This is a genomic window from Meiothermus cerbereus (assembly GCF_051297115.1).
Classification (GTDB): Bacteria; Deinococcota; Deinococci; order Deinococcales; family Thermaceae; genus Meiothermus; species Meiothermus cerbereus_A.
On the sequence record NZ_JBEVAL010000076.1, the window covers coordinates 1 to 13002 of the forward strand.

General features: G+C 60.4%; 11 protein-coding genes and 3 tRNA genes. 2 read left to right on the forward strand and 12 right to left on the reverse strand.

The annotated features are described in order from the left end of the window. The first annotated feature begins 74 nt into the window (after positions 1-74). Together hemC and perR are read left to right on the forward strand one after the other, a co-directional pair. Positions 75-968 (forward strand): hydroxymethylbilane synthase, encoded by an 894-nt coding sequence (gene hemC, locus ABWU19_RS12490; protein ID WP_435902011.1) that lies wholly within the window; start codon positions 75-77, stop codon positions 966-968. A gap of 113 nt (positions 969-1081) precedes the next feature. Continuing rightward, entirely contained in the window at positions 1082-1507 is a 426-nt protein-coding gene (gene perR / locus ABWU19_RS12495) for a manganese-dependent transcriptional regulator PerR (RefSeq protein ID WP_435902012.1), read from the forward strand. Here perR and ABWU19_RS12500 read toward each other — a convergent pair. The 12 genes from ABWU19_RS12500 to ABWU19_RS12555 all read right to left on the reverse strand — a co-directional run. Further along, the gene (locus ABWU19_RS12500) at positions 1478-2347 is read right to left on the reverse strand and encodes an alpha/beta fold hydrolase (RefSeq protein ID WP_435902013.1); all 870 of its coding nucleotides are present in this window, start codon (positions 2345-2347) and stop codon (positions 1478-1480) included. The two genes, perR and ABWU19_RS12500, sit on opposite strands and share 30 nt — an antisense overlap. A 27-nt stretch (positions 2348-2374) precedes the next feature. Then, positions 2375-3025 carry a DUF5639 domain-containing protein gene (locus ABWU19_RS12505; RefSeq protein WP_435902014.1) on the reverse strand — a complete coding sequence of 217 codons (651 nt, stop codon included), beginning with the start codon at positions 3023-3025 and terminating at the stop codon, positions 2375-2377. Positions 3026-3048: 23 nt separating this feature from the next. Next, complete coding sequence (locus ABWU19_RS12510) at positions 3049-4575, reverse strand: carboxylesterase/lipase family protein (RefSeq protein ID WP_435902015.1); 1527 nt, start codon at positions 4573-4575, stop codon at positions 3049-3051. Between the two features lie 148 nt (positions 4576-4723). Further along, positions 4724-5239 carry a bioflim formation protein gene (locus ABWU19_RS12515; protein WP_435902016.1) on the reverse strand — a complete coding sequence of 172 codons (516 nt, stop codon included), beginning with the start codon at positions 5237-5239 and terminating at the stop codon, positions 4724-4726. Positions 5240-5458: 219 nt separating this feature from the next. Further along, the gene (locus ABWU19_RS12520; RefSeq protein ID WP_435902017.1) at positions 5459-6547 is read right to left on the reverse strand and encodes an aromatic ring-hydroxylating oxygenase subunit alpha; all 1089 of its coding nucleotides are present in this window, start codon (positions 6545-6547) and stop codon (positions 5459-5461) included. A 217-nt stretch (positions 6548-6764) separates the two neighbouring features. Continuing rightward, entirely contained in the window at positions 6765-7643 is an 879-nt protein-coding gene (locus tag ABWU19_RS12525) for a DUF4384 domain-containing protein (protein ID WP_435902018.1), read from the reverse strand. A gap of 305 nt (positions 7644-7948) precedes the next feature. After that, a complete protein-coding gene (locus ABWU19_RS12530) occupies positions 7949-9484 on the reverse strand; it encodes a S8 family peptidase (protein ID WP_435902019.1) in 1536 nt (511 codons plus the stop codon). A gap of 184 nt (positions 9485-9668) precedes the next feature. Further along, positions 9669-9744 (reverse strand) — tRNA-Val (locus tag ABWU19_RS12535). A gap of 4 nt (positions 9745-9748) precedes the next feature. Next, a tRNA-Glu gene (locus tag ABWU19_RS12540) sits at positions 9749-9824 on the reverse strand. 113 nt (positions 9825-9937) lie between these two features. Further along, positions 9938-10013, reverse strand: a tRNA-Lys gene (locus tag ABWU19_RS12545). A 137-nt stretch (positions 10014-10150) separates the two neighbouring features. Then, on the reverse strand, positions 10151-12604 hold the full coding sequence (locus ABWU19_RS12550; protein WP_435902020.1) for a cbb3-type cytochrome c oxidase subunit I: 2454 nt from the start codon (positions 12602-12604) through the stop codon (positions 10151-10153). 19 nt (positions 12605-12623) lie between these two features. Then, positions 12624-13002: c-type cytochrome (locus ABWU19_RS12555; RefSeq protein ID WP_435902021.1), on the reverse strand; the 379-nt coding region annotated here is incomplete at its 5' end.

A 13002-nucleotide genomic window follows, 5' to 3' on the forward strand; every position in this document is an offset into this window, starting at 1 on the left:
ATCTTTGCCCACAACTTCAAGCGTCTGGCCAGCGTTTTGTAGGTAGCAACTTGGGTTATAATATATTGGGCGTTATGCGCGTTATTGTAATTGGAGCCAGGGCCAGCTTGCTGGCACAAGCCCAGACCCGCTGGGTGGTGGAACGCCTGAAAGAAAACTGGCCCGAGACCGAGTTCAAAATACGCACCGTACAATCTAAAAACACCTCTGAAAGCAGCGCAGCAGAAGCTTTGCGGCAGGCGCTCGGCAGGCGGGAGGTGGATATCGCGGTGTATTCGCTCAAACACCTACCCACCCAGGAGGTTCCTGGAATCAATCTGGTTGCAGTTCCAAAGCGCGTTGAACCCCGCGAGGCCCTGGTAGGACGCACAGCCAAGCGACTGGAGGATTTGGGCAAAGGGGCCGTGGTAGGGGTCAACAGCCTGCGTCGTAAAGCCCAGCTGCTGGCCTACCGCCCTGACCTGAACCTGCGCGACCTCGAGGGTGACGTAGACGACCGCCTGAGTGCACTTGGAACGGGCGAGTACGATGCGGTCATTATCAGTGCAGCCAGCCTGATGCGGCTGGATTTGAGAAACCGCATCGACCAGCTAATAGACCCTGAAATCGCACTGCCCGCGCCCGGCCAGGGTGCCCTGGGCCTCGAGGTACGCCAGGGCGATGACTGGGCCGAAGAGCTGGCCTACAGCCTCAACCACCGGGCCTCCTTTGTGCGGGTTACAGCCGAGCGGGCCTTCTTGAGGGCCTTGGGGGCAGGCGATGAATGCGCCGCTGCCGCGCTGGCTACCCTGGAAAGCGACGACACCTTGCTCTTGCAGGGTGTGGTGGCCAGGCCCGATGGCCGCGAGCTAATCCGGGCCGAGATCGAGGGCGACGCCGAAGAAGCCGCTGAGCTGGGTCACGATCTGGCCCAGGATTTGCTGGCCGAAGGTGGGCGGGAGCTGCTGGACGCGGTACAAGCCCACTAGTCTTAGGGTGTTTTGCCCACCAACCCACTTTCGGGCTGCAGTTTTGCGGTAAACTCGAGGTAACCGGTCGGGATTACTTGATTGTTCCGGCGGGTCATATTTGAAGGATAACCATGGGAATGAAGCGCCTGACCAAGCAGCGCAAGGCCGTGCTCGAGGTGGTTCGTAGCGCTAAAAATCACCACCCCGATGCTGCTTGGGTGTACACAGAAGTACGCAAGAAAGTACCCAGCATTAGCCTGGGCACCGTCTACCGTACCCTGGACACGCTCACCGAAGAAGGCTACCTGGTACCCCTCTCCCGCCCTGGGGAGGCCCTGCGCTACGAGGCCAACCTCGACGGGCACCTGCACATGGTCTGTCGCAAGTGCAACCAGTTCTTCGACATCATGCATCCACTGCCCGATCTGCTCAGCGAGGTTAAGGCCAGGTACCCCACCTTCGCGTTTGAAGACGTCCAGGTGGAATACCACGGCATCTGCCCTACATGCCGGGTCGAGCAGGAGCTGCTACTGCAAAATAAGCCGGGCCAGCTCTAAAGGTTTTTCCTGCTGTGGCAGATGCCCGCAGCCAGGAATCACCTGCAGCTTCGCGCCCGGTATAAAGCGCTGTAGAGCCCTGGCCGCCTCGAGGGAAATTACGGCATCCTGCTCGCCCCATACCAGCAGCGTGGGGGCCTTTATCTGGCTAAGGCGGGCCGGGCTGGGCTGGCCCAGTAAACCCTCGAGGGCCATCCAACGAAGGGTTGAAAAGTAGGCCCGCCGCTGGTCATCGCTCCAGACCCTGTCCCAGACCCGCTCCCGCAAAAACTGGCGGTCTTCTGGGGGCAAGGCGTCAAGGTTGGCGTAGTAAGGCCGCAGGCTCTCAAAGGCGGCCTCCTGCGAGCTACGAAAGCTGTTGTATAGCTTTTCGCCCTGGCCCGGAAGCAAAAGCATCAGCTGCACCCTGCTAAGCTTGCTCCGCAGCGGTGGGCCATCCACCAGTACCAGCCGCTCCACCAGGTCGGCACGCCGTTGTGTCAGCCGCAGGGCCACCGCAGCTCCGACCGAGTTTCCGACCAGGGTGGCCTGCGAAACCCTGAGGCCTTCCAGCAGGGCCGCTACGGTATCGGCAAAAAAGTTAAGGGTATAAGCCCGCCGGGGGTGATCTGAGCGGCCAAACCCCGGCAGGTCGAGCGCCACCACCCGCCCCCGCCCCATCAAGAGCGGAAACACCTTGCGCCAGCTATCGGCGTCGTCGCCCAGACCATGTATGAGCAAAAAGGTGGGATCCTGGGCCGGGGCGGCGCCCGAGTCGTAGAGGTGGAGGCCAACCCCGTTCGCGGTCAGCCTGCGCTGGTAGGGCTTCAAATGGTCGGGAACAGTAAATCTGGGTTTCATCGGTGGGTTATCGCTCCACTGTACTGCTCAAAGCGCATCCGCCAGGCGCCTGTAGGCCTCAGGCATCTGGGGCCTGTTGCCCCCATCGGCCCAGCTAAAGCGCATGTCGATCAGGTTGCCCGGCCCTACCCCCATACCGTTCGGGAAAAACCCGGTGTAGTCCGGCGGCTCTTGGACTTCCTCGCCGCCAAAGGTTTCCGCGAAGCGCCTGACCTCGAGCGGGTGTCCAAAATGAAAGGCATAGGTATAGCCCCGCTCCTGCCACAAAAAGCGCGGCTTGAAGGGGGCCTGGGCCAGCTCACCCTGGCGCCGCAAAAACAGCCAGGCCCGCCCTGGGCGCAGGCGAAGGGTGGCCTCCAGCACATCGCCCATAGCCCCAAAACTGCCCACAAAGGGGCGCACCAGGTCGTAGCCCTGGACGTTTTTCACCGTGAGGCCTCCCGCCCGGATGGTGTGGCCCTTGGGCGAGCGCAAGGTAAGCCCCAGCACCTCGCTCCCCACAAAAAAGGTCTGGGCGAAGCCCCCCCGCTTGAGCAGGCCATCCAGGCCCCCTGGCAGTTCGACTGGAGGAAATGGCGGAAAAAGCCCTTCGGGAAGAGCCTCCCAAACCTCGAGCAATGGCGTATCGCCGGTAGCGATGAGGTACTGGTCGGCAGCGGAAACCTTGAGAACCGGCACCCTTCTATGCTATTCAGTCCGGTTTAGCGAAACAACCCGCAGCGCTTGGGGTAGGGGTCGGGTATCAGGCCGGGCCGGGCCTCAAAACCCATCGCATAGCCGCTTCTGGTTTCGGGCCAGCCCTGCAAAAATGGCTCGCCGGTGCGGGCAAAGTTGATCCACTGCGACTGGAGTGCCCGGGCCAGGGGCCTGGAGGAGTCCATGGCCTCTGCGCTCAGGAACAGCGCCAGCGAGGGCCAGCTCAGCTCGGTGCCAAACAGGAAGGGTAGCTCGATTCCATGAAAACTGCCCAGCACTTCCAGCACCGGCGATACCCAGCCCACCAGGTAGCTGTAGGTGGGGGCGTGCTCGGCCTGGGCCGCCCCAGCAGCCAGCGTGGGACACAGCAGAGTACGGTCGGTCTGAAAGTAGGCCCAGGCTTCGGCAGGGGAAGCATAGCGGGCCTGGTAAAGCTGCCGGGCCTGCGCCCCCCGCCCCGGCAGTCTGCTCTCGACCAGCCTGGCAAAGCCCGCCCAGTCGGAAGGGCCCGACAGGCGATCGCCCCAGGTCTCCTGGGTGGTGGCGCCCACGATGAGGGGAATCCCCGCTGCTGCACCTTCCCGCAGGGCCTGCAAGGGTGTTTTGTTCAGCCAAACCCCATCCAGGTGAGGTTTCCAGGGCCCCTCGGCAAACTCCCCAGCTTCGACCCGCTGCAACAGCGCCCCGATGCTGCGGTCTTCGGGGGGAAAGAGCCGCTCGAGAGGAAGCTGGCGTAAGCAGGCCAGATCCCCCGCAGGGCAGCCCATCTGGGTGGCCCAACGCTCACCCCAGGCAAAGCCCTGTTGCAGGGTTCGCACGTATTCGCAACCCCCCGACTGGATGATGGCCTTGTGGAAGAGTTCCCGGGCCTCAGGAACAGCCAGCAGGGTACAAACCGCCATCCCCCCCGCCGAGTGTCCAAAGAGGGTTACGTTGTCCGGGTTACCACCAAAGGCAGCAATGTTTCGCGCTACCCAGCGCAGGGCCTCGAGCATATCCAAAAGCCCGTAGTTGCCTGTGGAACCGCGGGGGTCTTCCCTTTGCAGCCCGGGCAAGGCCAGCCAGCCCAGCGAGCCCAGGCGGTAGTTGAAGCCCACCACCACCACGCCCTGGGAGGCCAGCGCGGTGCCATCGTAGAGCGGCTCGGCCCAGCTCCCCCCGGTGTAGCTGCCCCCGTGAACCCAGACCATTACCGGGTAGCCCTCCGGTGGGGGCGGGGCCAGCGGCATCCAGACCCCCAGGTTCAGACAGTCTTCGCTCTGCGGGGGAATATAGCCACCCAGCCGGGTGGTAAAGACGCCGCGTTGGGGACAGGCGTGCCCTGGCTGCGTGGCCTTGAATACGCCCTGCAGGCGCAACACCGGCTGTGGCGTTTTCCAGCGCCCGGCCTGGGCATATGGAATGCCTAGAAAATAGGCCACCTGGGCTTTTTGGTTGAGGCCTCCCTGCAAGCGTCCCTGGGGGGTGAGCACAAAAACCGCATGCCCGTGAGCAATTCCCAGCAGAACCGCCAGAGCCAGCATCCAGCGCATAGGTGTAGTGTGGCCCAGCTAAAGGATTTTTGCCTGTGTGCTAGAGCCCAAAGCACTGGGGGTGGCTGCCGGGAAGCTCGGGTTCAGGAGCAGGCTCGGCAGCCTCAAAATGCCAGGAGGCCTCCCCCAGCCTTCCACTTGGCACACGCTACCAGAGGTACAGCAGCGCAACCTTGAAATTGTAGCGGTCGGAAATGCCCACCTCGAGGGCCACCGGGTCGAGGTAAAGCCGGCCCCCCAGGCCATAAGCCAGGTTGAAGCCCCCTTCAACGCCCAGGCCTAGATAGCCCGAGATGGCCCCACCGGGAATCTCGAGGCTGGCCACCGGCCCCAGGTGCAGGCCAAATTTGCCATCCGCAGTGTTGTAGCTCAGGTCCAGGCCCAGACCCGCCGACAGCGAGAGGTCGGCCACGGTAAGGGCAGGCAGCAGATTGGCTTTTAAGAGCGCCCAGACCTCTACATTGTCAAAACTGGTGGGTACGATAACCTCCATATCCAGCCCGGTATCTATCCCCAGCGGGCTAAAGGGCAGACCCAGGCTGCCCTGCACCATCAACCCGCGTCCAATCCCAAATCCCACCCCCACGGTGTTCTCGGGGTAGGCCGGGGCTTGAGCAAAGGCGAAACCCACTACCAGGACCAACAAGGCAAACACTCGCTTCATAGCTCCTCCAAGTCTGCCCCATCATAACAGGGCAGCCCGGCACCACATAACGACCCATGCTGGACAATGCCTTGACCCGGCATCAAGAAGCAAGACAGGCATCTTTGGGCACAGGGGTTCAAAATAATAGCCTCCGGGTCTTCAGTTTGGTTTTTTCGAAAAAAATTGTGACCGCCGCCTCCAGGCAAGAATGAGGGGTTCTTTCCGCAAACCCCTCACCTACTTCAAGGCCTGCGCCAGTAGTCGGTGGAAATGGTGCACCCCCTGCTCCCGCCTGACGCTGAAGCGCCCCCGGTCGTAAAAGCGGGACCTGACCCCCTTCTGCACAGCCTCGACGACCACTTCGTCTTCGCGCTCCACCCGGTCGAGGGCTGCGCCTGCACCGGCATCCAGCTTGCTGGCATCCCAGACATAGGGCAAAAACGAGACCTTGGTGAGCTCGGGTCCCAGCGGACGCACCACATTGACCGAGAGGCCCCAGGGGTAGAAGTTTAGCATCAGGTTGGGGAAGATCCAGTAGTAGTAGGCCGCAATGCGCTGGCCAAAGTCGGGAGAGCCCTTGGGCAGGTCGAAACATGGCTCACCCGGCGCAGCCACGCCGAGCTGCAGGTTGCACCAGTCGTACACCTCGGTGGTATAGCTGCCGTAGTCGATGGCAGTGTTGAGTGAGGCATGGATATAGGGGATGTGAAAGCCCTCGAGGTAGTTGTCGCAGTAAAGCGCCCAGTTGGCCCGCACCAGGTAGTCGCGGGCGCGGGAGGGCTCGAAGTAAAACTGCTCGAAGGGCATCCAGCCCACCCGCTCCTGAACGGGCCGCAGCACCTCCTCTAGCGAAACCCTGGGGTTCAAGCTGGCTAAAAGAAACTTGCCCTTGCCCCAGGTCTCGAAAGCCACTTTGGGCAGGTCATCCCTGGGGCTGGGGAAGCCCTGCACCCCTTCGAACTCCGGCATGGCCTGGAAGCAGCCGTCCAGCGCAAATCGCCGCCCGTGGTAGCGGCAGCGCAGGTAGCGGGCGTTGCCCCCGGTCTCGGCCACCAGCATGCCCCGGTGGGTGCAGACGTTGGACAAAAGGTGAAGCTGGTCGTCGTGGTCGCGGGTAAGCACCAATGGCTCGTCCAGGAAGCCCTCCAGCAGGATAAAAGGCTTAACCGTGCCGGGGGCTTTGAGGTCGTCGGTGTCGCCCACCCACTGCCAGCTCTGGGCAAAAACCTTCTCCTTTACCGCTTCATACACCTGGGGATCCTGATAAAAACGGGCTGGAAGGGTTGAGGCCTGGGCAATGTCGGGGTGAACCTCGAGGTTGTTCATGTTTACTCCTTTGGCATCAGGGGGTGAGGGCCAAGAAAACAAAGCCCGTACAGCCAGGGTTCGACTGTACGAAAACAAAAATGCTGCTATTTGCCTGCGGCAACAATGGCCCTGGCAAAACGCAGGAGCTTGGTGTGTGTATCGGGCCAGGAGTGCATTTGCCCCAATTATAAAGCCCCCCGCGCCTCCAGCGGGGAGCCTCAACAGGATGGGTGTGCTATCTACCCCATTCCAGCTTGACCACCATCTCGCCCCCTCGAGGGGACACGCTCACCTCGAGCCTGTCACCTCCCCGGCGGTACTCGGCTTCATAGGTCTGGTTCTTCTTACCACCTTTGGACTTAAAGTTCACCCTGACCCAGCCCTTGGACATAAGGTCGCGGTGGTAGTAGCTGAAAATCTGCTCCACATCGCCCCCCCGGTAGGCCACGCGGTACTCGGTGTCTTCGCGGTCCTCCCATACCACCCAGTAGCCTGGCATGGGGGTGATGAAGAAGATGGGCGGTCTGGGCGTTGCCACCGGTGGCTGGGGGTTGCTGGACAGGCGGGGCTGCACGCTATAACGCACCACGTCGCTCACCCAGTCGCGCTCAGGCAGCGGGGTAACCACTATCGAAAGTGCTCTGGCCAGGTTGCTGGCCCCCTGTAAGCGCATCTGCCCGCTTTTTATGTCGGCAATCTGCACAAGCGAGAGCGGCGAACGGCTGGCCACAGCCAGCACCTGATCTACCCCCGCAGGCCCGCTGATGGTGAACTCATAGCGGGCTCCAGTCTCGGGGAAGCTGTAAGTCTCGCCCGCCCGCAGGTAGTTGTTGGGATTGTAGGCGTTGGGCAGGATCAGGTCGATCTGGCCATCGGCGTTGATATTGAAGAGATAGACGTAGGCGTTCTGGTTAACGCGGGTGAAAATCTTGATTTTGTCGCCGAAATAGTAAACCGAGTTGCCGAAACCCTGGGGGTCGCGGTCTACCCAGGTCTGCACCTCGAGGTCGGTGGGTATTGGGTTGACGATAATGCCCTGGGGGCTTAGAACTGGCGTGGCATAGGCCATCAGGCTCAACAGTCCGGCGATGCATGTTGCAATCCGTCGCTTCATCGCTTTCCTCCTAGCCCCAGGGTAGGAAAGAAAAAGCCCGCTGCTATGAAGCCAGCGTCAGCAAAACTTAACTTTCACCTTGAGCCATTCTTTACCGATCTTGTTTCGTCAAAGTAGAACGAAAACGAGAATAGAACAATCCCCTTTGGGACAGACCGCTACCGCATCTGTTCACCAATGGGACGATCCCCTCCAGGACAGACGTAGGCACTCAGACCATAGCTGCATCTTGACCAGGGAGCACAGGGTTGTGAAAACCCCCTCGAGAACGGCGCTCGAGGGGGAGTAAGTTTGCTATCTCTTTGCTATCTCTGTACGGTCAGGGTGTAAGAACCCGAACCGCTGTAGGAGTAGACCCACCAGCGATAAGTACCTGCACTGGCCGAGTAGGTGATGCTCTCGTTGGAGGTAGCGCTCTCCGAACGGGCTACCGTAGTCCAGCTCCCCAAGCTGTTGCGTCTTTGCAAATAAAGATCGAAGTCTGCATTTGAGGGGCCGGTAAGGGTGCCCCTGAGGGTGCCGCCAGCGTAGCTAAAGCCAGCAGTGCCAGGGTGGTAGCTGGACTGGCCGGTGCTGCTGAGGGTACCGGTGTAGGTCTCCCCCGAGGACGGGGGGGGCGGGGTGCTGCCAAGCAGAGAATAGAGCAGCAGGTTGGGCGAACCACTGCCCACGCTCGAGAGGCGGCCCGAGGTAGCACTACCAATAATGGCGCTTGCCACAGCGCTGGGGGTGGCGCTGGGGTTGGCCTGCAGGTAAAGCGCTGCCACGCCTGCGACGTGCGGTGCTGCCATCGAGGTACCGTTGATGGTGTTGGTGGCGGTGTCGGAGGTGTGCCAGGCCGAGGTGATGGAAGAGCCTGGAGCGAATAGGTCGAGACAGCTGCCGTAGTTGGAGAAGGAGGAGCGGGCATCGGAAGAGGTGCTCGAGCCCACAGTAATGGCATTGCCCACACGGGCAGGAGAGTAGTTGCAGGCGTTGGCGTTGGAGTTGCCTGCAGCCACAACGAAGGTTACACCAGCCCCAATGGCATTGTTGACCGCAGTGTCAAGCGCGCTGGATGCCCCGCCGCCCAGACTCATGTTGGCAACAGCAGGCTTGCGGTGGTTCTGGGCAACCCAATCCACTCCAGCAATTACGCCCGAATTGGAACCTGAGCCGTTGCAATCAAGTACACGTACCGGGTGCAAGATTACACCCTTGGCAACGCCATAGGTGCTGCCACCTACAGTGCCCGCCACATGGGTGCCGTGGCCGTTGCAATCATCCGCAGTACCCCCCGGTGTCACCGCGTCGTATCCGTTGTCCATACGCCCACTAAACTCGACATGGGTGCGGCGGATACCAGAGTCAATGATGTAGGCGCGAACCCCGGTGCCTGTGTAGTTATAGGTGTAGCTGTTCGACAGCGGAAGGTCACGTTGATCAATGCGGTCAAGGCCCCAGGTGGCCGGGCTTTGGGTAGCCCAAGCCTCCATGATCTGGTCAGCCTCAATATAGGCAATGCGGTCATCCTGCCGCAGGCGACTGAGCTGTTCAGCAGACAGGCGTACAGCCACGCCCTGTAAGGCAGTGGTATAGGCCTGGCGCACTTGAGCCCCCTCGAGCCCCAGGCTCTGCAACGTCTGGCCCTGCACCACACCCATGCTCAAACCAGCCTTCAGGCTTTGCAGCGCGGGCAGCACTCCTGCATCCTTCTTATAAACCACAATGTACTGCCCCGGAATCGCTCGAGGATTGTCCAACCCCAAAACTGGGACGCCCACTTCCTCGGTTGTTTGGGGACTGGACGTGCAGGCAGCCAGAAACAGAAAGACCATTGCCAACAGCGTAAATCGGCGCATATCAGCCTCCAGAAGAGATTGGGATTTGAAGCCCGTGGAAAATCCTAAGCTGTAGCGTGAATTTGGTCAACACAATTTAGCCATAGGCCTGCCTCCCGGTATACGAATCGGCAGGACTTTGCACTGGCAGCAAGATAAAACCCTTTATGCAAGAGCAGCACAAAGGGTTTTTTCGTCTGCGATTTGGTGGGCGACGAGGGACTCGAACCCCCGACTTCATCCTTGTAAGGGATGCACTCTACCAGCTGAGTTAGTCGCCCGTTTTGGTGACCCCAAGGGGATTCGAACCCCTGTTACCGCCGTGAGAGGGCGGCGTCCTAGGCCACTAGACGATGGGGCCGCTGGAGCCTTTATTAGGTCTGTGGGAATGGGCCCACAAACTAGACCGTCCATAAGGGTAGCACAGGGTCGTCCATTCGTAAAGACAAACCCCCGGATTCGCCGGGGGTCTTTTGGTGGACCGCACAGGACTCGAACCTGTGACCAACCGATTAAAAGTCGGTTGCTCTACCAACTGAGCTAGCGGTCCAGTTTTTGAGCCTTGGGAGCAAAAAACTCCCAGCAGCCTTAGAGATTATAGGCAAACGGCCCAAAGTTGTCTATAGCGTGAATGGCTAAAAAAAAGCCGGGGGCCAGAACCCTGCTGGCCCCCAGTCCCAGGCAAACCTACCAGATGTAGAAGATGGTCACGATAAAGAGCCAGACCGCATCCACCAGGTGCCAGTACATCGAGGAGCCCTCGAGGGTACCCTGCTCGTGGCTGTCGATCTTGCCCGCCAGGCCTTGGGCATAGACCAGGGCAAGGCCCGTTCCACCAATAAGCACGTGTGCCCCGTGCAGGCCCACAATCAGGAAGAAAACGTTGTACCACAAGGCCGCCTTCTGGGCCGCCTCCGACTGGCCCGCGGCGTTCAGGGCTTCTACATAGTGCCCAGAGGCTATGGCAAACTCCCAGATCTGGAAGAGGAAGAACACCACCCCCAGCAGGATGCTAATCAGCATACCCAGCTTAAAGGGCGAGAACTTGTTGTTGCGCAGGTCGTGGTGGGCATAATGCACGGTGAAGGAGCTGGCCACCAGGAAGAAGGTGTTCAAGAGGGCCAGCCACAAGGCCGGGCGGTGCTCCTCGGGCGGCACCGCAGCCCCAGTAAGGCGCAGGTAAAGGTAGCCTGCAATCAGGATGCCGAAGAGGGCGATTTCCGAAACAATGAACCAGGCCATGCCCACCCAGGCATTGGACTTGCCAGTAACCGTGTGGTGCACCACCGGGTGGTCGTACTCTTTACGCAAAGCCCACTGGAAAAGGCTGTAAAAGAACAGCACCAACCCCGCTGCCAGCCAGCCACCCCAACCCGCAACCCCACCCACCGGGGCATTGCCCAGGTCGGGGGCCAGGGAAATCCCGATACCAGCAATCAAGAGCCCCACCGCAGTCATGAAGGGCCAGATGGTAGGAGCCGGCAGGTGGATGGTGGCAGGGTCTACCGGAGTCGGCTTCAGGCCTTCTTTTTCCCAGTCGTATAGGGGCCGCTCAGACTTGAACACCGTGGGGAATTGCACGGCAAAGTTGTACGACGGAGGGGGTGAGGAAGTAGCCCACTCGAGCGTGTGCCCACCCCAGGGGTTGTCCGGGGCCTTCACGTTCTGGCGGAAGCTCTGGATCATTGCAACCAACCAGGCAATACCGCCCAGGGCCAGAATGATGGCCCCAACCGTAGAAGCAAAGTTAAGCTCGTTCCACAGGTAGGTTCCATCGGGGTAGGTGTAGTAGCGGCGGGGCATTCCCAGGAAGCCCAGCACATACTGGGGCATAAAGGTGAGCAGGTAGCCCACCAAAAAGAGCCAGAAGTGCACCTTGCCCCAGAACTCGGGGTACATGCGCCCGGTAATCTTGGGCCACCAGTAGTATAGGCCCGCAAAAGCCAGGAAGCCCGAGCCCGCCATCAAGACGTTGTGGAAGTGGGCCACCACAAAGTAGCTGTCCTGCACCTGGTAGTCGAAGGGCGTCACCGCCAGCATGACCCCGGTAATACCCCCCAGCAGGAAGTTGAACATAAAGCCCATCACGAAGAGCAAGGGGGTCTTAAAGTCGAGCTGGCCGCCCCACAAGGTTCCCAGCAGGTTAAATACCTTCACACCTGTTGGCACCGCCACCAGCACGGTGAAGAAGACAAACACCAGCTGGAACAGCAGGCTCTCGCCCACCGTGAACATGTGGTGCGCCCAGACCAAAAAGCCCACCACCGCAATGCCCACCAGGGCAAAGACCATAAAGCGATAGCCAAACACCGGCTTGCGCGAGAAGGTCGAGGCGATCTCGGCAGCGATGCCCAGGTAGGGCAGCAGCATGATGTAGACCGCCGGGTGCGAGTAGAACCAGAAGAACTGCTGGTACAGGACAGGGTCGCCGCCAATAGCGGGGTCGTAGAGGCTCAGGCCCAGCTTACGCGAGAGCAGGACGGTCAGGCTGGCCGCAGTAATACCAGCCAGGGCAAACAGCGAGAGCATAGAGGTGGCAAAGATGCCCCACACGAAGATGGGCATCTTCCACAGGCCCATGCCCTTGGTCCGCAGGTTGTACACCGTGGCGGCAAAGTTGGCCGAACCCAGCAGGCTCGACAAACCCACCAGCAGCACCCCCATCATGAAGAAGTCGGTGCCGAGGCCGGTGGTGCGCGAAAAGGGGTAGTAGAAGGTCCAGCCCACGTCCGGCGCCCCACCGAAGAAAAGCGAGGTGTAGATGAGCACCGCCGAAAACACGAAAAGCCAGGCCGCAAAGGCGTTGATGCGCGGCAGGGCCACGTCTCGCTCACCCAGCATCAGGGGCAGGATGAAGTTGCCAAACCCTGCCAGGCCCGCCGGAATGATGAAGAAAAAGAGCATGGTGGCGCCGTGCAGGGTAAGCATCTGGTTGTAGGCATCCCCTACCAGGAACTGCTGCTCGGGGCCAGCCAGCTGCCAGCGAATGGCCACCGCCATCAGGCCCGAAAGTCCGAAGGCCACGAAGGAAGTGACCAGGTAAATCATCCCGACTTTTTTGTGGTCGCTGGTGGTCAGCAGATCCCAGACCGAAGCCCAGAAACCCATACGGGAAGCGCTTTGTGGGGTTGCGACAGCCATAATTTGTTCAATCCTCCCGTTAGAATTTTTCCAGCTTGCTAAAGTCGAAGCCATCCACTTTATGGCTCATCAGATAAGCAGCGATGGCCTTTACATCTTCATCGGACAGATTGGTGAAGGCTGGCATCTTGACGCCAGGCTTCATGCCGGGAGAGTTTCTGATCCAGGGCTCGAGGTACTCCGGCACGTTGGGCCACATTCCAGCCCCTACGGTGGTGCGGTTGCCAAAGAAGGTCAGGTCGGGGTTGTTGGGCAGCCCCTGGGAAACGCCCTTGATGGCGTGGCAGGCTGCACATTGCTGCTTGTACAGCTCTTCCCCACGTACCAGGCTCTTATCATATACAGCATGAACCCGAACAAACCCATACCCAGCCCCATTCCTTACCTGATGCAAGTAC